At 48.8% G+C, this 20,280-nt stretch carries 21 protein-coding genes; 4 read left to right on the plus strand and 17 right to left on the minus strand.

From position 1 onward, the window contains the following. Positions 1-777 precede the first annotated feature (777 nt). From VPR01S_RS19295 to VPR01S_RS19320, 7 genes are all read right to left on the minus strand, one after another. A complete protein-coding gene (locus tag VPR01S_RS19295) occupies positions 778-1,041 on the minus strand; it encodes a YrhK family protein (RefSeq protein WP_021707058.1) in 264 nt (87 codons plus the stop codon). A gap of 94 nt (positions 1,042-1,135) precedes the next feature. Beyond that, positions 1,136-1,546 (minus strand): GNAT family N-acetyltransferase, encoded by a 411-nt coding sequence (locus VPR01S_RS19300; protein ID WP_021707059.1) that lies wholly within the window; start codon positions 1,544-1,546, stop codon positions 1,136-1,138. Positions 1,547-1,575: 29 nt separating this feature from the next. Then, entirely contained in the window at positions 1,576-3,147 is a 1,572-nt protein-coding gene (locus VPR01S_RS19305) for a sensor domain-containing diguanylate cyclase (protein WP_021707060.1), read from the minus strand. Positions 3,148-3,317: 170 nt separating this feature from the next. Next, a complete protein-coding gene (locus VPR01S_RS19310; RefSeq protein WP_021707061.1) occupies positions 3,318-5,297 on the minus strand; it encodes an alkyl/aryl-sulfatase in 1,980 nt (659 codons plus the stop codon). A 243-nt stretch (positions 5,298-5,540) separates the two neighbouring features. Then, on the minus strand, positions 5,541-5,879 hold the full coding sequence (locus VPR01S_RS19315; RefSeq protein WP_021707062.1) for a tRNA-binding protein: 339 nt from the start codon (positions 5,877-5,879) through the stop codon (positions 5,541-5,543). Between the two features lie 100 nt (positions 5,880-5,979). After that, positions 5,980-6,105 (minus strand): helix-turn-helix domain-containing protein, encoded by a 126-nt coding sequence (locus VPR01S_RS23210; RefSeq protein ID WP_081693213.1) that lies wholly within the window; start codon positions 6,103-6,105, stop codon positions 5,980-5,982. A gap of 3 nt (positions 6,106-6,108) precedes the next feature. Further along, on the minus strand, positions 6,109-6,684 hold the full coding sequence (locus VPR01S_RS19320; protein ID WP_156008757.1) for a cupin domain-containing protein: 576 nt from the start codon (positions 6,682-6,684) through the stop codon (positions 6,109-6,111). Positions 6,685-6,789: 105 nt separating this feature from the next. Between VPR01S_RS19320 and VPR01S_RS19325 the strand changes: the two genes are divergently transcribed. After that, the gene (locus VPR01S_RS19325; protein WP_021707064.1) at positions 6,790-7,083 is read left to right on the plus strand and encodes a hypothetical protein; all 294 of its coding nucleotides are present in this window, start codon (positions 6,790-6,792) and stop codon (positions 7,081-7,083) included. A gap of 10 nt (positions 7,084-7,093) precedes the next feature. On the opposite strand, the gene VPR01S_RS19330 is transcribed toward VPR01S_RS19325, so the two are convergent. After that, positions 7,094-7,513, minus strand: coding sequence for a globin domain-containing protein (locus VPR01S_RS19330; RefSeq protein WP_021707065.1), 420 nt, complete (start codon positions 7,511-7,513; stop codon positions 7,094-7,096). 25 nt (positions 7,514-7,538) lie between these two features. After that, complete coding sequence (locus tag VPR01S_RS19335; protein WP_021707066.1) at positions 7,539-7,772, minus strand: DUF2789 domain-containing protein; 234 nt, start codon at positions 7,770-7,772, stop codon at positions 7,539-7,541. A gap of 257 nt (positions 7,773-8,029) precedes the next feature. Between VPR01S_RS19335 and VPR01S_RS19340 the strand changes: the two genes are divergently transcribed. Further along, a complete protein-coding gene (locus tag VPR01S_RS19340; protein WP_040903168.1) occupies positions 8,030-8,617 on the plus strand; it encodes a DedA family protein in 588 nt (195 codons plus the stop codon). On the opposite strand, the gene VPR01S_RS19345 is transcribed toward VPR01S_RS19340, so the two are convergent. After that, positions 8,618-9,976 carry an aminotransferase-like domain-containing protein gene (locus VPR01S_RS19345; protein ID WP_021707068.1) on the minus strand — a complete coding sequence of 453 codons (1,359 nt, stop codon included), beginning with the start codon at positions 9,974-9,976 and terminating at the stop codon, positions 8,618-8,620. A 157-nt stretch (positions 9,977-10,133) separates the two neighbouring features. Between VPR01S_RS19345 and VPR01S_RS19350 the strand changes: the two genes are divergently transcribed. Together VPR01S_RS19350 and VPR01S_RS19355 are read left to right on the plus strand one after the other, a co-directional pair. After that, a complete protein-coding gene (locus tag VPR01S_RS19350) occupies positions 10,134-10,742 on the plus strand; it encodes a LysE family translocator (protein WP_021707069.1) in 609 nt (202 codons plus the stop codon). 136 nt (positions 10,743-10,878) lie between these two features. After that, on the plus strand, positions 10,879-11,088 hold the full coding sequence (locus tag VPR01S_RS19355) for a hypothetical protein (protein ID WP_021707070.1): 210 nt from the start codon (positions 10,879-10,881) through the stop codon (positions 11,086-11,088). A 157-nt stretch (positions 11,089-11,245) separates the two neighbouring features. Here the strand turns inward: VPR01S_RS19355 and rnk are convergent, their stop codons facing one another. The 7 genes from rnk to VPR01S_RS19390 all read right to left on the minus strand — a co-directional run bounded on the left by rnk (position 11,246) and on the right by VPR01S_RS19390 (position 20,233). After that, complete coding sequence (gene rnk, locus VPR01S_RS19360; RefSeq protein WP_021707071.1) at positions 11,246-11,659, minus strand: nucleoside diphosphate kinase regulator; 414 nt, start codon at positions 11,657-11,659, stop codon at positions 11,246-11,248. A 615-nt stretch (positions 11,660-12,274) separates the two neighbouring features. Further along, on the minus strand, positions 12,275-14,968 hold the full coding sequence (locus VPR01S_RS19365) for a bifunctional diguanylate cyclase/phosphodiesterase (RefSeq protein WP_021707072.1): 2,694 nt from the start codon (positions 14,966-14,968) through the stop codon (positions 12,275-12,277). A 123-nt stretch (positions 14,969-15,091) separates the two neighbouring features. Then, positions 15,092-15,733 carry a response regulator gene (locus VPR01S_RS19370; RefSeq protein ID WP_021707073.1) on the minus strand — a complete coding sequence of 214 codons (642 nt, stop codon included), beginning with the start codon at positions 15,731-15,733 and terminating at the stop codon, positions 15,092-15,094. Continuing rightward, the gene (locus tag VPR01S_RS19375) at positions 15,717-17,081 is read right to left on the minus strand and encodes a cache domain-containing protein (protein WP_021707074.1); all 1,365 of its coding nucleotides are present in this window, start codon (positions 17,079-17,081) and stop codon (positions 15,717-15,719) included. The genes VPR01S_RS19370 and VPR01S_RS19375 overlap by 17 nt, the downstream gene beginning before the upstream one ends. Before the next feature lie 111 nt (positions 17,082-17,192). Beyond that, positions 17,193-18,479, minus strand: a complete 1,287-nt coding sequence (locus tag VPR01S_RS19380) for a TRAP transporter large permease (protein WP_021707075.1) — start codon at positions 18,477-18,479, stop codon at positions 17,193-17,195. Between the two features lie 14 nt (positions 18,480-18,493). After that, a complete protein-coding gene (locus tag VPR01S_RS19385; protein ID WP_021707076.1) occupies positions 18,494-19,033 on the minus strand; it encodes a TRAP transporter small permease subunit in 540 nt (179 codons plus the stop codon). 102 nt (positions 19,034-19,135) lie between these two features. After that, positions 19,136-20,233 carry a TRAP transporter substrate-binding protein gene (locus VPR01S_RS19390; protein WP_021707077.1) on the minus strand — a complete coding sequence of 366 codons (1,098 nt, stop codon included), beginning with the start codon at positions 20,231-20,233 and terminating at the stop codon, positions 19,136-19,138. Positions 20,234-20,280: the final 47 nt, after the last annotated feature.

Here is a 20,280-nt window from a genome sequence, read left to right on the forward strand (position 1 = left end):
GCATTAAGGTGCGAACAACGCTAAACACCTAACCCAAACCATTCCACCTTAAACACTAAAGCCGAGTTTAAACTGAAATCGCCAAGCGTTGTGAGTCACTCTTAAATGCTTTGTTAGGCGCTTCACTCAATTAATTGAAATTGGATTTAGAAAACCACTTTTGGGAAATAGATAAAACAACGTAACCCACTGAATTTGAATAAAACCTAAATGCTAAAGCGGCTTAGTTTCTGAAACCCACTGCAACCAAACCACCAAAGAAATTGGCAATTCAGCACGTGAAAGTGGAACTTGGAAAGGCTAGCTTTCAGGGCGAAATCGAAGCCAATAAACCAGCTTCCAAAACAGATAAACTTGAAGCGATTTGAACCAAAGAGAACTGCAACCAGCCGACTCAAAAAACAAATGAGGCAACCCGCGAACATTGGCATATTTTGCGGGTTGAGTGATTCAAGAATTTAGGAAGATAAAGCCAGATTGCCGAGAAACTGAGGAAAATTGCCAAAGGGATAAAAAGAGATTAGACCCAAGATTTTCTTTACTGCGCCTAACGCTACCTATACAGCTAAAAGCCGTTTTTACACCTTATATTATGCCGTATTTCAACATTAGAAAATGTTGCATATATCGCTAACCTTCTGACATCCTGGAAAATGTGATGACATTGGTATTGGACACTGGAATTATAACGTTCGTTGCTGCTTAATCGGGCGACAGATGGGTTGGCATCCCATCTGTTCAGATACACAGGTAAAAAAGTGAAGCAAAACCACCACATTACGCCCGCTTTTGAATTCTTCCCAAGTGAACCAAACTGGTCAGTTTGATTACTGGTTTGATGATTAATTGGGCACTACCGACGATAAACAGCCAAGTCCCACTCTCAACTAAAGAGTTGTTCAAAAAGAAAAAGCTGCCAACCAAAAACCAGACAGCAATGAATAGGTCATTAAGCGCACCTAACGCATCATACCTGCGTTGAATAACGATATGTCGATTGCCGATGTCGATATCGAGCTCTCTCGGATTTTTGTTCTTCAAAAGGCCTCCGCCATAACATTTAAGTCGGAACCGAACGCTTGGTCACCTTGAGCGAACCTGTTTTTCCAGCGATAGGTTAGTTGAGTTTTGTGATTCAAGACTGCACGACAAATTTTTTGCTCATGCCATGACACTTAGGTGCGACCAGCCGATAACCAAGTTTTTCATAAAACCCGGGCTCATCGGCTATCAGAGACACATAGGAACCTAGCAGAGTGTTCTTTGCTAGATAACGGTCTATATATTCCATCACTTTCCGCCCCAACCCCTTTCCTTGATAATCTGGATCCACTGCCACGTCGACGATCTCAAAATTACAAGCACCATCGCCAACAACTCTTCCCATCGCGATTAACTGACCGTCGTCTCGGATAGAGACCCCATACAACGAGTTGGGCAACCCGATTTCAGCCGCTTGGATCGACTTTTCAGACAATCCGGCTTTTATACGTAAGACACAGAATTCATCCGCCTTGGGAACTTGTTGCTGGATTTCTATTGTCATCTAACTTCTCCCATAACATGAACAATATTTCAATCTGTCTGAGCGACTTGTGTCCGGTTTCGCCCTTGGTGTTTTGCCTGGTACAACGCAATATCCGCTTGCTTGAGGCTTGCTTCCATTCTCACATCACCAGCTGGCCAGTAAGCTACACCAATCGATACGGTGATACGCCCGACCGTTGCGAAATCGTGATCTTCAATAGCACTGCGAATTCGCTCAGCAACCTCATACGCATTATTGATGTCCGTATTGGCCAAAAAAATAAGGAACTCTTCACCACCCGCTCGGCAAAGTATATCTTCCTGTCTGGCTTGTTTTTGCATTTGCTCAGCGATGGCAATGATCAGTTCGTCACCGACATCATGACCATACGAATCATTCACTCGCTTAAAGTAGTCAATATCCAGAGCCAGAACAGAAAACGGCACGTTTTTTACCGTTAGTGCATCGAGCGCCTTGAGCATTCCCCGGCGGTTCAACAGCCCGGTCATCGCATCACTATGACTGTCTGCATGCAGTTTATCCAATTGATGAGACAACTTACCAAAGCCACGCAAGATAGCCGATTTGAGGTTCGCTACCTCAAAATACCAGGAATGGATTTGATTTATCTCTCTCATTGTATCTGAATGTTCGATTGCGGTGACGCGGCGCGCGAGGTGCCATAATGGACGAGATATGAATATCGCTGACACCCAAATCACAAGCAGTGTCAAAAGGCCAATAGGAATGGTCACCACAAAAACATCCTGCATTTGTTTATCGAGTTCGGCCATAACGGCGGCCTTGGGACGCTGTGCCACAATCCCCCAATGAGTTGTTTGCACCGGAGCAAAGCCCGTCAACATATCCACTCCTTTTGAGTTCACGATATCTTTTACCCCTAACTCTCCTTCACTAACAGAATCAATCGCCGCATTATTGGCAATGGATTCACCGATCCGAGATTTATCAGGATGAAAAATAAGCGTTTTATTGTGGTCAACCACATAGAGGTAAGAACGATCCTTGTAGCCATGTTTTTCAAGAATTCGATAAAGGATGTTGTCTCTTTCAAGATAAATCGTGCCGGACACGTAGCCCTGATAGACGCCTTGATCAGAAAATATCGGGTGAGAAATGCTGATCAGATAGTTCCCTGCGGGCGACACAAACGGCTCAGTGACCAATGGCTGCTGCGCATGAAGTGATTGCAACGAGTCCTTCGAGGTCAGTTGAACCCCTTTAACATCCAGTGTTTCTGGTGACACCGCGATGATCACCCCTTCTGCGTTAACCACTGCTACCGAGTTGAAGGTTCTGGTTTGCATACGCAGCCTTTCCGCTTCCCGCATCAAGAACGACTCATCATGCATATGGGCCTTGAGAACATTGGCACTGTATTCCAGCTGAGATTGGGCAGACTCTATAAACACATCCGTCGTCGCTGCCATTTTTTCCGCATAGACTCGGTTTGCTTCCATGGTCTTTTCCATCAACAAGCTCTTTTGTACTTTGTAAATGGAGTAAAAAGAGTTAGTGAGCGTAACCAGAACACTGGCAATGGTCAGTAAGAGGATAAGACGACGGAGGTCAAGCCTGATGAAGGGGGAGGAAAACATATTGTATTGATAACACCCTGATTCACAATGCTTCGAAGTCTAAAGCAGACAGATGGCATAAGCAAACCAGTGCATTTTAGCCTTGACGTTCGTTCAAGTAAGGCTTGCATAAGAATGACGAATGGCATTCAGCCCGACACATGTGCCGGGCTGAGCATGCACTTCAAACTTTAAGGAGTCACGATATTGAACCAGAAATCAAAGCTATCGAGATAGCCGACCAACTCTTTGAGCTTGCTTTCATCGCCGTCGATGGTCACATCCCCCGCTTTTAGCGCCTGATCCAACGTGATTTGCTGCAAGATAATCTTATTCAGAGTATCTCTGGATAACTTGACCGTCGCGTCCGCTTTGTCGGATGTGATACCTGCGGTATGATTGAGCACGCCGTTACCCAATTCCAGCAGATATTGTCCGGCGTCACCTCCAAAATCAAAGTTAAGCAATGCCGTCGCATCACCCGCTTTTGGTCCATTAAGTCTGACTGCCAAATAGTCGAAGAACATCTCTGGGGTCATGGCTCGCACCGTATCCGGGCTGGCGGTATCCGGTGTTGGTAATTGAGCAACGCCACTGCGTAACTCCTGTGCTCCCGTCAGATAGAAGTTGCGCCATGGCCCCGACTCAGCCTGATATCCCATCTGCTCTAAGGCGTCAGCTTCAAGGTTTTTCGCCGCCTGGTTATTCGGATCCGCGAACACCACATGTTTCACCACTTGCGCCACCCAACGGTATTCGCCTTTGTCATAATATTTGCGGGCTTTTTCCAGTACGGCATCTGCGCCCCCCATGAATTCGACATAACGCTTAGCCGACTCCACTGGCGTTAGCTCATGTAGCGTAGCGGGGTTGCCATCGAACCATCCCAGATAAAGCACGTAGGTTGCTTTAACGTTGTGACTAATCGAACCATAGTAGCCTCGGTTGGCCCAGACTTTCGCCAGTCCGTCAGGCAAGGTAAACTGCTCTGCGATTTCGTCGCGGGTGTAACCATGGTTTGCCAATCGCAGCGTCTCATCGTTGATATAACGATAAATATCACGTTGTGACTTTAATAACTGCACCACATTATCATTGCCCCATGTCGGCCAATGGTGCTGCGCGAACATGACTTCGGCTTTGTCGCCCCACATGTTGATCGCTTGATTGAGGTACTTTGACCAAGGAAGCGGTTCGCGTATCTTCGCGCCACGCAATGAATAGGTATTGTGTAACGTGTGAGTGGCGTCTTCCGCAGCAGAAATGGCTTTTTTCTCTTCGATGAACCAAAGCATTTCCGCTGGAGCTTCAGAGCCCGGCGCCATCAGAAATTCGTACGTCAGACCGTCAATGGTGTGCTTCTCGCCAGTTTTCATGACAATCTCAGTCGGAGCGATCAACGTCACCGTGCCAGCTGATGTCGTGGTCCCCAGACCGGCGCCGACCTGGCCTTTCGGGTCAGCGGGCAACAGGTTACCGTACATGTAACTGGCCCGGCGACTCATCGCATTCCCAGCCATGACGTTCTCGGCCACCGCCGCTTCCAGAAAGCCATCTGGTGCATAGACTTTCACCTTACCGGCGTTTACGTCTTCCTGACTGACGATCCCTTTCACGCCGCCATAGTGATCAACGTGACTATGGGTATAGATCACCGCTTTAACGGGCTTTTTGCCACGGTTTTTATAATACAGATCGATGGCAACTTTGGCTGTTTCCGCCGAGATAAGCGGATCAACCACCGTGATACCTTCTTTACCTTCAATAATGGTCATATTGGACAGGTCTAGATTGCGAACCTGATAAATGCCGTCTGTCACCTCAAACAAACCACTGATGTTGATCAACTGGGACTGACGCCACAAACTCGGGTTCACCGAATCAGGGGCTTTATCGCCTTCTTTAATGAACCCATATTGCTGCGGATTCCAAATCACGTTCCCCGCTCCGCCTTTGATCGTGTCTTGGGGTAACGCTTCAATCAACCCTTTATGTACGGCGTCAAAATCACTCGTGTTATCGAATGGCAATGCATTCATCAACTCGCCATTTGAGGCTTTTGTCGCATTGGCGGCGTCATTGCGCATATCCTCACTGGCTGTTACCGGTAAAACCAGACTGCATCCCACCCAGGCGACCATCAGATGAGTCAGAACTTTATTCAATCTCATAAACCTTATCCTTGTTCACTCTCTTCATTCTTGAAAGGTCGAGAGATACAGAAGATTCGATAACAAACTCTAAAATCGAACAATTCTTCGCCTTTGCCTAAAAAGCGTAGACAAAGACCTCTGTTTTACAATACAGAGTTTTGGTGATTTTGTTGCAAACTGGGCAGAGATCTCAGTGTCGCGCACAGACTCGACCACCAACGTTTCGCATCAGTTTAAACAAAGCATTTCAGTCTCAAAGTCTCAACTCAATTTCGCCCCTTTTGGCACTCTTGCTTCCGGACTCACCAACACCACGGCACCATCACTGCGATGAAAGCCGGTCACCAGGCACTCCGACATAAATGGGCCAATCTGCTTCTTAGGGAAGTTAATCACTGCCATAACCTGTTTATCCAAAAGATCGTCTTTCTGGTAGAGATCGGTGATTTGCGCGCTCGATTTCTTCACGCCGATCTCATCTCCAAAATCGATTGTTAATTTGTAGGCCGGACGCCGTGCTTGTGGAAAATCGCTCACCTCAATGATGGTGCCGACTCTCAACTCAACTTGTTCAAACTCCTGCCAACTAATGGTTTTCATCGTTACCCTCCAACACAGTCTTATTTTCACTCCGCTCAAATTAGCAGAGTGCGCTCAACTTGTTTGTGCAGAGAAGACGCATTAAACGACCATACGGACTCTATTTTCGGCACCAGGTCGGCGGGTGCCCGGACACCTCCCGAAAACGCCGACTAAATGCGGAAACATCCTGATAGCCCACTTGTTCAGCAATCAGCGTAACCGGGAGATCGCTATACCTCAGCAGAGCTTATGCCCGCTCCATTCGGGCGCGGATCAAATATTGCTGCGTGGTGTATTGCATCGCTTGATGAAACCGCTTTTTGAACTGAGTTGGACTCAGGCAAGCCACCGCAGCCAGCGAACGCACAGTGTGCGAGGCACTTAAATCCGTGTGGATATGGGCGACCGCTTGTTCAATACGAGCGTCACAAAGACGATGTCCTGTTTGCTCGTGCAACAGCAGCCAGAGAAGTTCACGCACCGACTTATCCAATACTGGATTCACCGCCTCAAGCAATTGCTGCTCAATAAAAGTTAAATAGGCGTTGAGCGTTTCAGAGATATGCAACTTCACTTGGGTGTGATTCAACGCCTCTGGCAGGTTATCGAGATCAACCACGATAAACTTCGCTGCTTCTTGTGCACGAAATTCATGGCACGCTCCTGAGCGGATCACGATCAGCTCTCCGGCACTAACGCTACCAGAGTAACCATCCATGCGAATATCGATACTGCCAGCAAGCGGCAAAACTACTTGGTGGAACGGGTGGGAATGCCGACTCATTTTCAAAGTGTAAGAGCGGACACAAAGGTGACGTATCATAGTGTTAACCGTGCAAAACATCCGACAGAAGTTCTTTGATTTTAAGATGCCTTGCGGCTATGGTTGGCGTCAAGAAGCAAAGCGAATGATATACAAGGAAAAATAATGCGCAAACTTTGTCTGGGCATCACTCTTTTACTGCTCATTACAGGGTGTTCGAATAAACAGGCCAGCACTGCGGGTATGCGAAGCACTAGCGTCAACAGTTATGCCCAGAACATGTCCAATATGGAACTGTGTGAAACGCTGTACTACGGCCGTGCCACCACACAAACCAAAGCAGCAATTGGGGTTGAATTCAACAAGCGCCGCCTGACCCGAAGATGGTGCGATAACGAAAACGAAAAATGGTACGCCGAAGAGTTTCTGGAATGGCTTACCAAGCGTGACGCTAAGTAGTCATTTGCCGCTAATCCACCAGCGGCAGATAACCGGAGCAATGTGCCTTCATCACTTCAATACCTTTGGCAAAACATTGTCGCCACGCCAGTTCAACTTCAGGCGTCCAGTTGCGATCACAAATGCTGACGGTCTGAAGCATGCACTCAAACCAGATATCCAAGTCTTCCGGTTTAACGCCATAACCGGTGGTACCATGACGTACACCAAAACGTTTGACCAACTCTTTTGCATCCGTGGACACACTGGCGAGCATCAAAATGTGCAGTGAAGCACGCAGCATCTGAATTTGGTGGTTCATATCCGTGTCAGCGAACATCTCACGAAAGTGGTCACTGCTTTCCCAGAAGATCTGATAAAACAGAGTGAAGAACTCCGGGTTTTCGTTACACCTCAGATAACTGTCGTTAAAGACTTCGTGATGATCCATGTGCTGCTATCTCAGTGTCACCTGACTAATTTCTTAGCATAACATCCAATTGATCCACTACCTCAGCCCAGTCCGCATCATCTTCCAACGCCTGTTTGAGAAACGATGCTTGTGCCGGCGTCCAAAAACTTGCTTCGTAAATCGGCGCACTGCCTAAATCATCACCGTGCTCGGTAACAAACGAACGAATCTCCTGCTCTGAACTGCCCAGTCCCAGCTGTTGAAAAAGGTCCGGTATTGAGTGCTGATGTAACTCCATAATTTCCCCTTGGCAAATGGCAAGCTTGTTTCGCTAACTATAGTCCATAACGCATTTTTCGGCGTCTCGCACACCTTCTCGTGTGCAAAAATATTCGCAAAATCAACTGAGCAAAAAACCAACACCCCTTTCAGATAAATGTCAGGACTGCGCACAATCTCCCGCCAGATATTGACCAGAATCGCGTTCGGAGGTATCACTCACAGTTCACCGATCCGAAAGCGGAGCTTAGCTTGGACCAGATCAATGCCCTACTTATGACTATGAAACCCTTGCTGGAACAGTACGGATACCTGGCATTGGTGGTAAGCATTTTTCTCGAAGGGCTGGGCATTCCTATGCCCGGTCAGTCACTAATGATTGCCGCCTCTCTGTTAGCCTCTGAACAGGTTATGAGCCTGACTCTGGTGGCGACGGTTTCCTGGCTAAGCTGCTTTCTAGGCAATACCTGTGGTTACCTGCTCGGCTACTATTTTGAGAATTGGCTGGATAAAAAAGGTTATGTGTCCGGACCTAAAATGCAAAAGCTGCAGTCCACGATTCAGACGTATGGCCCGGCCTGCTTAGTCATCAGCCGTTTTATCGAGGGAATGAAGCAGTTTATGCCACTCGCGTGCGGTATCGCGAAAATGCCACGCCGGGAATTTCTGTTTGGCAATGCACTGGCCAGCACTGTCTGGGTGGCAGTGTTTAGCTTGCTGACACACTTTGCGTTTGAGCATCTGAGTGAACTCAGTACGCTCTACACCCATTACCGGTTTATCGTGTGGGCATTGGCGGCGCTGTTGTTCGGAGCATTGATCATGTGGATCCTAAAACGGCGAAAAGCCAAACGCCAAATGTGATTAGCCACTGCGCGCAATCTGCTCGCGCAATGTCAGCAAAGCCGCTTCCAATTGTGACCGGCTTGGCGGCCCGGTCAAGGAGATCCTCACCGCTGCCGGCACCTGATACCGCCCGACCGCAAACATCTCCGCTTCACGCACATGAATGCCTTTCTCACGCAACGTGCGGGCAAACTGATAACCGGTCAGTGGCTCGGGTAAGGGTAACCACACATTAAACCCTGGCACCTGCTGCGGAGCGTGCGGAAAAACGCGGCGCCAAATACGCTGCCGGGCACTGACTTCCATGGCGATTTCCTGGTCAACCTTGTCCATCGCACCATTGGTCAGCCAGCGGCACACCAAATCCACCATTAACGGGCTGACGTGCATGCAACTGGCACGCAGTGCCCGCTGCAAAGAGTCCTTCATCGACAGCGGTAAAATCAGATACCCGACCCTCAGGCCACCAGCAAAGTATTTGGAAAAACTTCCGACAAACAAGGTGATGTCCGGTGCTATCGCCACCAAAGGCGTCTTTCTGTGACTGGGCGGGCAGTACAAGACGTCATCTTCAACAATCAACACCTGATACCGACGACAAATCTCAATGATCCTCAGCCTACGGCTATCTGAAATCTGCGCGCCTGTGGGGTTTTGAATCGCCGGAGTCAGATAAAGCAATTTGGGCCGATGGCGCTTACAATGCAGCTCTAAATCCTCCGGGTCGATCCCCTGCTGATCAAGACGAACGGGCACCAGTTTGCGTTCTGACTGCTGACAGGCATGAATGAACTCGGCATAACACAACCCTTCGGTCAGAATCGTCTCTTTGGGTCGAGTCAATCCTTGAATCAGCACCGATAGGCCGTGCTGACCTCCGTATGTCCAAACCAGACGGCGCCGGTCAATCTCACTACGAAAACGCGTCATCAACCAGGCTTGCAATGTCTGATTATGCCCCTGAATCCCGTCGGCAGAGTGATAATCCAGAACGGCACGCTGTGCAATCGGCTCTTGAGCCAATGCCTGTAGCCCCTCAGCCAGATACTCATGCTGACGCAATAACAGCGGCCGGCACAAAGCCAAATCCACCCCAGACTTTTCAGTCACTGGGTGATAAAACATCTGCTGCGCTTCTTGCTTGCCCGTGACGTACGTACCGCTTCCTACTTTCGGCTCAGTCAGCCCGCGCTGCTCTAATTCCTGATACGCCCGGGTCACTGTCCCCACTGTGACACCAAGCCGATAAGATAAAATCCGTTGGGGAGGTAACTTGGTACCCGGCATTAACTCGCCGCTTTCAATCGCTTCAGAAAAGGCATCGGCCAACGCCTGAAATTTGGTGCCCGTACGACCGGAAATATCAGGAACAAACATTGTCACTCTCCATAGGGGGACATTTAGTCAACAATTCTAGGATAATCAAGGCTGATCCACATGCAAACAAAAGAATTGTCATGGTGACGCATTAACAATTGGGGAACGGCCCCACCCTCTTTTACTCTGGCGGTGATGAATCAGTGAGGATCACCGTATGAATGCACTTTGGGAACTTTTGCCCCCCATGACTTTGTTTGCTTTTGTCACTACCATTTCCCCCGGGCCGAACAACTTCCTGCTCGCCAGTTCAGGAGCACACTTTGGTATCCGGCAGTCCTGGCGACATCTACTCGGTATACGAATCGGCGTTATCGGCCTGCTTCTGCTGTGTGCTGGCGGCGTCGGGTTACTGCTGCAACAATCTCCCGGGCTGTATCTGATGTTGAAATATATCGGGCTGAGTTACATGTTGTGGTTGGTATTAAAGCTGTTGACCTCGAATCCGTTCGCCACTCGTACTCAGAGCGGCCGCCCTATGTCAGTACTTGAAGCGACGCTGTTTCAACTTGGCAACATCAAAGCCTGGATGGCGTCTCTGGCGCTGATCTCCAGTTACAGCCAGGCGTCACATTACTGGTTATCAATACTGCTGATCACGGTTGTGTTTACCATTTCTGGTTTGTGTGCCAACACTTTCTGGACCTGGATCGGCCAAAAGATCAGCACTTATCTCAATACTGTCACCCGGCAAAAAACCTTCAATATCGCCCTCGCCACGCTGATCTTTCTGTCGGTATTACCGACCATTACGGTGGATATGTGAAGTTTTATTATCAAAAAACCAACCCAACAAGAACAACAATTAACATATGAAATATAAAAATAACATTTCGTTTTTCGCCATCGATCCGGATTGTTTATGCGCCTATATTGAAAGCATAACTAAGCAGGAGATAAGCATGAAAGTCGTTATTGAGTTCTTAACATCAGGTCGGTTTCGCGATAATTTTTGGGAAGGGGAATTTTACGTGGTTCGGGGTGAGCACCGGGCGGTGACCCCCTCTTTAGCCGCGCAACTCATCAAACAACGGGCCGCGTCTTTCTGCTATATGGAAGATGATAAAGCGCTGTTTACTAACAAATCTGGTCAGGCGGTGTTCAAGTCGTAAACCGAAACGCATGTCGTGAGACACTAAAGTTAAGCCTTGGACGGCTTAGTTTTAATGTTTACCGAAATGCCTGTTATTGGGTTTTGAGCATGTGTCTAACTTCACTGATGCTCACATCAAAAAAGAGGCCTGCTGGCCTCTTTATCATGCGTTACGCTTAAAGCGAGAAATCGCCAGAGCGCTCTGGCTGATAAGATATCTCAACGATCTCGATGGTCTGAGTATTGCCTCCCGGCAATGGCCATTTAAGTTTTTGGCCAACAGACAACCCCAGCAGAGCACTACCTACCGGCGCAAAAACAGAAACATCCTGCTCGCTTTTTACTTCATTCGGATACACCAGTGTTTTTTCCATGGTCTTGCCGCTCTCGAGCAACTTGAACGTCACGGTCGAATTCATCGTGACCACGTCACCTGGCATTTCGTTCGGCGCGACAATGGTCGCACGATCCAACTCCATTTCCAGCTGTTCAAGTTGTTTGTCCAGTACAGGCAAAGTATCCAGTAACTCTGAGATACGATCCATGTCTAATGTCGAGACGATAATTGGCTCAACGTTTTCCACGTGCATAACTCCTTACTCTCTCCGTCGCGGGAGGAGCGATAGATAAACGAAAGACATGCAAAATGCATATCCGACCCATTGTATATTAAGCGGTAAAATAAGAAAGCGTCGTTTCAGCGAACTGTGAAGAGCCCATGACCCAGACGGGTCCGAGCCCAATCCAGGTAAATGAGAAAAAACAGGAGTGGTGTGCAAGCTCATGCTCCGCGCATACCCCCGGGGTAAAAGGGCAGCAGCGGGAGCTGAAGCGGGGCTTCCTCACCAGCTTAGCGCTATGATTCAACATACAAGCATGTATGAATGAATGAACACAATACTAAGCTTGAGATTGTACCTTGTCTGACGTTGCGGAATTCTTGGTTTGGGTTGTGCCCACATACATCGGTACAAACATCTTGGCGAGTACACACCTCCTAAGCCATTCAACGTTGTTATTGAATATTTCTGAACGTTTGAGCCCTCGGGCTGGTCGCCAACCAACCGTGACTAAGAGAACTCTCGCTCTGGTGCCACTTATAGAGAAGCCCAGAGTATGAGCTCTACTCTATAAGGGAAAGTAAATTTCCAAAAGTGAAAAAAAACGAAAGTTTGATTCGCGAATTGGAAAACAAGTGCGCAAGCTCAGCAAAAGCGTTGCTGTATCTCTTCGCCGCTCATCGGCTTGTAAAAGAGGTAACCCTGTATTTCATCAATTTTCCAGACTTTCAGTTTGCGGTGCTGAGAAGCTGTCTCCACACCTTCCGCGACGATACCCAGCCCCAATTCCTTCGCCATCGCGGCGACATTTCTTACCAGTACCTTCGCCTTCTCATTGTGTTCCAACTGCATGATGTAAGAGCGATCGAGTTTTACGATGTCGAGCGGATAGCTGCACAATGTTCCCAGTGAAGCGAACCCGGTACCAAAGTCATCCAGAGCAAGTGCGACGCCAAGCTCTCGAATGGTCTTCATGCGCTCAATCACTTCCTCTTCAGCACCGACCAACATGCTTTCGGTGATCTCAACCACTAAATTCCCCTCGCCCAGACCACTGCTTTTTAGCGTGTCTTCCAAAAAGCCAACCAGTGTCGTGTGATAAAAATGCGGCGCCGACAGATTCACATGCAGTGAATATGGCGACTTACCGCTAGCCAAACGCGTCTGATTGATGGCAGCAATAAAACGGCAACTCTGTTGCAGGATTTGCTCACCCAGTTCGACGATCAGGTTCTGCTGCTCAGCAATCGGGATAAACACGGATGGAGAGACAAACCCCAGTTCCTCATGTTGCCAGCGGGCCAGCGCTTCAAACCCCATGACTTCGCCGCTTTGGCAGTCGACAATCGGCTGATAGAAAGGAAACAGTTTCTTTTCTCGGATGGCCGCCGCTATATCTCGGTTCAACACCAGCGCATCTTTGGCTTCTTTGATCAGCACGTGGTCGACATCAATGATGCAGCGCTCTTCAACCGATTTGAACTGCACAGCATGTCTGGCAACCTGAGAAATATCGGTAATACTGCCCAGCTCGGTCAGATCATCAAACAGCACCATGTGCACGTTAATCTCCAGCTCCAGCCCGGCCACCAGCATTGTCACATCAGACTGACGACAAAGATGATCGCCGGCCGATGTCAGCACGTCCACCGCATTCGGAGCATTACTAAAGGCGATGAATTCATGGTCACTGATTCGCCCTAATACACAGTCACTTAACATGGACTGTAACTTGCTGGAAAACAGGCTAATCACCTGATCGTACACTTCGATGCCGTGGATTTCGACAATGTCTCTCAAGCGGCCGACACAGATATACATCAGCACGGGTGACGCAATCGCTCCACCCATCGCTTCACTGAATTTACTGACGATCGCCGGCCGATTGAGCAGCCCTGAAATCGGGTCTCGTTCAGTCAGCTGAGCAATCAAAGCTTCCTGATGCTTTTGTTCGCTGAGATCTTTCACCATCATCATGATCGCGTGCTGACCCTGCATGTTCAGTGGAGCCACCTCAATGCTCACCGGGATCAGCTCTCCTGACTTGGTGCGCATCTGCGCGTCCTGTTCCAGCTTGCCTTGCTCAATAGCACGGTACAGATCATCAACACCGCAGTGCTGTTCCTCGGCACATAACTTAGTCAGCGGGTGAGAAATGAGCTCTTTTTTCTGATAACCGAGCATGTTCTCAAGGGCGTGGTTAGAATCAACGATGATCCGATCAACGACCAGCACCACGCCCACATTGCTGCTTCGGTACAACACATCAAATTTTTGCAGCGTTTCTGTTAACTTTTCCTCAGCTGCCGACGAGGAATCGGCCAGAATCTCGATCAGATTAGCGACACGTTCGAACTCATCACTGGCTTTGCCAATTGGTAATTCGCGGTCATTAATGATATTGGCGATGCCCTCTTCAAGATGAAGGAAGCGTTTGCCAATCTTGGCACGAAAAACCAACAACGTCAGAGCCGCAATCAAGCCGGCAGCCAGTGTCATGATTGCGATCAGGTACAAAAACAGCTGCTCGCTGTTGTGGGTAAACAGCCGGGATTCGCTGGTTTGCAGATAGCCAATCCGCTCGCCGGTCATGTCATTCAAAGGCGAATAAGTGGTGATGCTCTCACGCTCTTCTTCCAGCCACAACAAAGCGCTGCCACTGCCGATACTCGCCACTTTTTGTTCTGGTTTGTTCGCCACAATCTCGTTCTGAGCAGAGAGGATTTTCTGGTAATCCGCCGGAAAACGATAGCTCAGATGCTGGCCCCACAGCAGCCAACCAGCCACTTCAGACGTGCCTTCGCTGTTGCGGATGGGTGTCAGGCTGATCACCCATATTTGCTCACCAGTCTTTACCAAACCAGAGATGCTGCCTTTCTCATCATCGAGCACTTCCGACATTTGCTGAATGTGCTCCTGAATGCCCGAGGCCGCCAGAATGCTATCTAACTCGGTTTGAAAATGTTGCTGCGGCATATTACGAAACGTCGACGCAACCACCTGATAATCGGTGGTCAGATAGATCATCATGTCGAGACCAAGCGTATCGAGTGTGCCTTCATACAAATTGCGTTCTTCGAATTGTGAATCCCCCTGCTTGAGCAACAGGTAGGATTCGTCCCAGTATGCCCAGTCGTAAGAATGTTCTTCCTGAGACGCTACGATCGACTCAATGACCGCCTGAGCCTGGCTGCTCAGACGTTCGATCTGCATTTCCTCGACTTTGTGTATGTTGACCAAAAAGAAATAGCGGGTAATCAGCAAGCAACTGATGATCACACCCAAAATGCTGGTGGCAAATAAAATGACCGTTTTTGTTCTTAAAGTAGTTTTAGGCAAGAGAGAAACCTTAAAGCGACATCACTGCAATTATTGTTATCGACCAGTTGTATAAATAATTTATATTTTTATTACTCGCTTTGACTTACGTCCTGATTCTGTATTGTTTGACTTTTCTATAGCTTAGTTTTCAACCAGACCTTTTTCTAATGCATATTTTGCCAGTTCTGCCGTGGAGTGCAGATCCAGCTTGTGCTTGATGTTCTGTCGGTGTGTTTCCACCGTTCGGTAGCTGATGCTCAGCAGGGCGGCAATCTTTTTGCTGCTGTGCCCTTCTGCCACCAACTTCAGTACCGCTTCTTCGCGGCGACTGAGTGGATTCTGTCGCTGGGTTGCCGGTGTCACTTCCTGAGTAAACAGGGTCTGGGTGACAGACTCACAGAAATACGTCGAGCCTTGGTTCACCGTTTTGATCGCCTGAACCATTTTTTCGGCGGAGATTTCCTTCAACATGTAGCCCACCGCCCCCGCCTGCATCACTTTCATGATGTATTCTCGGTTGTCATGCATTGTCAGCATCAGGACTTTGGAGTGAGGCCGCTCTTCACGGATCAGCCGTGTCGCATCAATCCCATTCATGACTGGCATGCTCACGTCCATTAACACCACATCAGGCGCTAAGCTGCGCACCACTTCGACCGCTTCCAGACCATTGCTGGCGGTACCAACAACGCGAATGTCCGGCTCAAGCTCCAACCGGGCAATAAAGCCATCCAACACCACCTGATGATCATCCACGATGACCACGTTAATCGGGTTTTGCATACACCAATCCATCCAAATTAAGTAATACGGTCATTTCGGTACCAAAGCCGGGCTCGCTGATAATGTCGAATTCACCACCGATGAATTCAACCCGCTCACGCATGTTACGCAGACCTATTCCGCGCCGGGCAAGCACATCGTTAGGGTTAAAGCCGACACCATCATCCCTCACCATTAATTGAAGCAGGCTTCCCAGTTGCTGCAAGATAACGCTGACTTTCGTGGCTAAAGAGTGTTTTTCAACGTTATTCAGGGATTCTTGCACCACACGATAGAGCGTTGTTGCAACTTCAGATTTCAAACGCTGATCCTGAGTTTCGAAATGGATGTCTATCTCTATTCCCGAGTGGCTTTTGAAGTCCTGCAATAATGTTGTCAGGGCAGCCTCCAGCCCGATATCATCCAATGCACTGGGTCGAAGTTGATGGGAGATATGGCGCACTTCATTGATCGCTGTCATCAGCGATTGTTGTGATTTATCCAGATGCTGACGCAAATTCGTGTCGGGCAGCTTTTGCCCCAGTAACTCCAAATGACACTTGCTGGACACCAACAACTGATTGATGCCATCGTGCAACTCTCTGGCGAGATGCTTCTTCTCATCTTCCTGAAACATCACTGTCTTATGAGCCAGTTCTTTAAGGTTCTTGTCCGCGAGTCGGTGTTCATGAAGATTGATGGCCAGCGTTAACACCACAATCACCGCCACCGTGATCAACAAAATCACCATTACGGAGAAAAAGGTCGTTTCGATGTTACGATTAATCGCAGCCTGCATATTCTCGACTTCGTGACTGACATCCTCGATGTAAAGCCCGGTACCGATCATCCATTCCCATTTTTCCAGCCAGGCCGCGTAACTGAGCTTAGGCACAATATCGCCGCTCGATGGCTTTTGCCAGAGATACTGATGAAAGCCCCCACCTGCCTGAGCCTGAAACAACAAGGCTTCTATTAGAAAATCGCCATTGTTGTCCTGTAAATCAATGAGATTTTTACCCACCAGCTCTGGCAGTATCGGGTGAACCAGGTTGGTGCCAGTTTTGTCATAGGCAAAAAAATAGCCATCAGATCCATACCTGAGTTTGGTCAGAAGGGACTTAACCTGAGATTGAGCATCGGACTTTGGCAGGTTCGGATCATTATAGATATGAGAGATGGCGTCAAAGGCGAGATCTACGCTGTCTTTCAACGCCCTTTCGCGCGACTTGATCAGGTTTTCACGAAAGATTTCAACTTCTCGCTCACCCAACATTTTCGCCTGATAGATGGAGATCCAACTGATGCTGACTGACACCAGCAGTAGCGGCAGCAGGGTCAGTAAAATCAATTTGGCTTTCAGAGGCATTCCTTTCCCTCACAAAAAACTGCTCACCGTTCAGGGAGCAGTTTTACTTTAGCAACTCGGATCACGCACGTGAAACCTTGTTGTTACAAAAGTGTGAAATACAGACTGAATCTACCCCATTCCGTAAAATTGAGGAAAGGCCAGCAATGAAGCGAGCACCAGAATTTGGATCAGGATAAACGGCATAACCCCGCGATAAATGTCCTGAGTCGTCACCCCTTTTGGTGCAACCCCTTTGAGGTAAAACAAACTAAAGCCAAACGGCGGCGTTAAAAACGACGTTTGCAAGTTCATGGCAATCAGAATCGCAAACCAGGTCATATTGATGCCCAGCAGCTCTGCAACCGGTGAAAGGATGGGCACGATAATGAAACAGATTTCGACAAAATCGATAAAGAATCCGAGTACCAGAATCACCAACATGGTGATGATCAAAAAGCCCCACTTTTCACCCGGAATGTTTAGCATCCACTCCTCTACCAGGTAATCCCCGCCCGTGTAAGTAAAGGCCATGGAGAAAGCGGTTGCCCCAAGCAGAATCGCAAACACCATTGCTGTAACTTTGACGGTTTCTTTCGCAGAGTCGTACACCATTTTCCAACTGAACTGTTTGTAAAGCAGCGACAGTACGATTGCGCCCGCCCCGCCCAGCGCAGCTGATTCGGTTGGCGTGGCGACACCAGCAAAAATGGATCCAAGTACCACGATAATCAGCGCCAGCGGAGGCACGACCGCTTTCAGGGCTTTCGTCACTTCTTCCCGGCGGCTGATGGATTCATCGCGCTCCAACGCACGTGCCGCATCGGGTTTTAATTTGGCATAAACCAGAATGTACAACACATAAGCACCAACCAAGACCAATCCGGGCCAGATGGCCGCCTGAAACAAATCCCCGACAGGTACGCCAAGCACATCCCCAAGCAAAATCAGAACAATAGAAGGAGGAATAATTTGCCCCAACGTACCGGACGCGCAAATGGTGCCACAGGCTAATCCTTTGTCGTAATGATACTTTAGCATCACCGGTAATGAGATCAGCCCCATCGCGACGACAGATGCCCCCACGACGCCCGTTGAAGCCGCCAGCAATGCGCCGACCAACACGGTCGAAATCGCGATACCACCGCGCACACCACCAAACAATCGCCCCATTGACTCAAGCAGTTGCTCCGCCAGTTTGGTTTTTTGCAGCACTAAGCCCATGAAGACAAACAATGGGACCGCCATTAACACGGTATTTTCCATAATGGACTGAATGCGATATGGCATGAAGGCAAACATATCCATACCTTCAGCCCATACGCCAAATATCAGCGCGATGCCGCCAAAGGTAAACGCCACCGGGAACCCCAACAACAGCGCAAACAGGGCGACGAAAAACATGACAATTCCTATCATCTCGAAGTTCCTTTTTAATGTTTGTCGGTCGGTGTTTGATAAATCAGACGCGGATTGACGATCTTATTGAGAGAATGCAGCACCAAACCGATACCGCTGATCGCCATAAACAAGAAGGACAACGGAATCATCCCTTTAATAATCCAGCGATACGGCAAACCTCCCGGATCACCGGACGTCTCGCCCAGCTCATAGCTCTCTTTCGCAAAATCAACCCCATACCACGCCACCAGCAGGCAGAATGGAAAGAGAAAAAACACGGTGCCCAATATGTCGATAATGGCTTGCGCTTTGTTTGACAGGCGTTCATAGAAAATATCAACCCGCACATGCCCACCCGCCTTAATGGCGTACGGCACGCCCAATAGGAACACCGCCGAAAACAAGTGCCATTCCATTTCCTGAAACGCGATGGACACATCATTGAAGACATAGCGCATGACCACGTCGTACACCACGTTGACCAGCAGGATGATAAACAGAATACTGGAGACCCAGCCGAGAAAATCCCCAAACCGGTTAAAGATTCTTTCGATATAGATTAGATTTCTCATTCCCTACTCCATGGAATGTTGAAATGCCCGCGCAGCACATCCAAAGGACACTGTGCGGTTAAGAAAGAGAGAATTGGCGGACATGTCGCCCGCCAACTCTGTTTACTGCCCGACTGCGGCCTGGCTGTTCAGATACGCACGATGCGAGATATCAGACCAAGGACGCACCATGTCCAGATAGTCGGCCTGAGATTGTTGGATCTCTTTTGCCATTGGATCCTCGTCCGCGTGTTTTTTCAACAAGCGGGCATTGGCATCACGCAAGGCAGCCATGACTTCTGGCGGGAAATCTTTCACCTGTACGTCAGGGTATTCAGTTTTGATTGTCGCCCAGTTTTTGCCGCTTTCGTGCTTCGACTGAGTGTACATATCGTATGCCGCCGCTTTCATTGCCACTTGCAAAATCGCGCGCAGATCGTCTGGCAGTCGGTCCCAGGTACGCTTGTTGACTAAGAATTGCAACTCAGTACCTGGCTCATGCCAACCGGTGTAGTAATACGGCGCTATCTTGTGGAACCCCATGCGCAGATCCAGCGAAGGGCCAACCCATTCCAGAGCATCAATGGTGCGCCGTTCTAACGAGGTATAAAGCTCACCCGGTGCAATGTTGGTTGGCTTTGCGCCAAGTTCTGCAAGCACCTCTCCAGCAAACCCTGGAATACGCATCTTCAGACCTTGTAAATCATCGACGGCTTTGATCTCTTTCTGGAACCAGCCCCCCATCTGAGTATCCGTGTTACCCCCAGGGAACGACAGCATGTTATGAGGTGCATATACCTTCTCCATCAACTCCATGCCACCGCCATAGTAGAACCAGGCGTATTGCTCCGTCGGCAACATACCGAACGGCATGGACGTGAAATAAAGCGTGTTGGGCACTTTCCCTTTCCAGTAATACGATGCCGAGTGGCCCATGTCATATTGTCCGGACTTAACCATATCAAACACACCAAAAGGCGCTTTGTGCTTATTGGCAGAATCGATGCGAATTTGCAGACGTCCGTTGGACATTTCTTCCGCCATCTTCGCCATATTTTGGGTGGTATCACCAAAGATCGGGAAGTTTGGTCCCCATGTTTCTGCCAGCTTCAGGCGATACACTTTTTCAGCAGCATTGGCAGAAGTTGCCAACAGCGCGCAGGTCAGTGCAGCAGCCGTCATTTTTACGACTCGCTTCAGCGATTGTTGAATCACACTCATGTTCACGTCCTTTCGTGCTTATTGTTCCATTCGAGCATTACATTTTA

It is taken from the genome of Vibrio proteolyticus NBRC 13287 (assembly GCF_000467125.1).
Taxonomy (GTDB): Bacteria; Pseudomonadota; Gammaproteobacteria; order Enterobacterales; family Vibrionaceae; genus Vibrio; species Vibrio proteolyticus.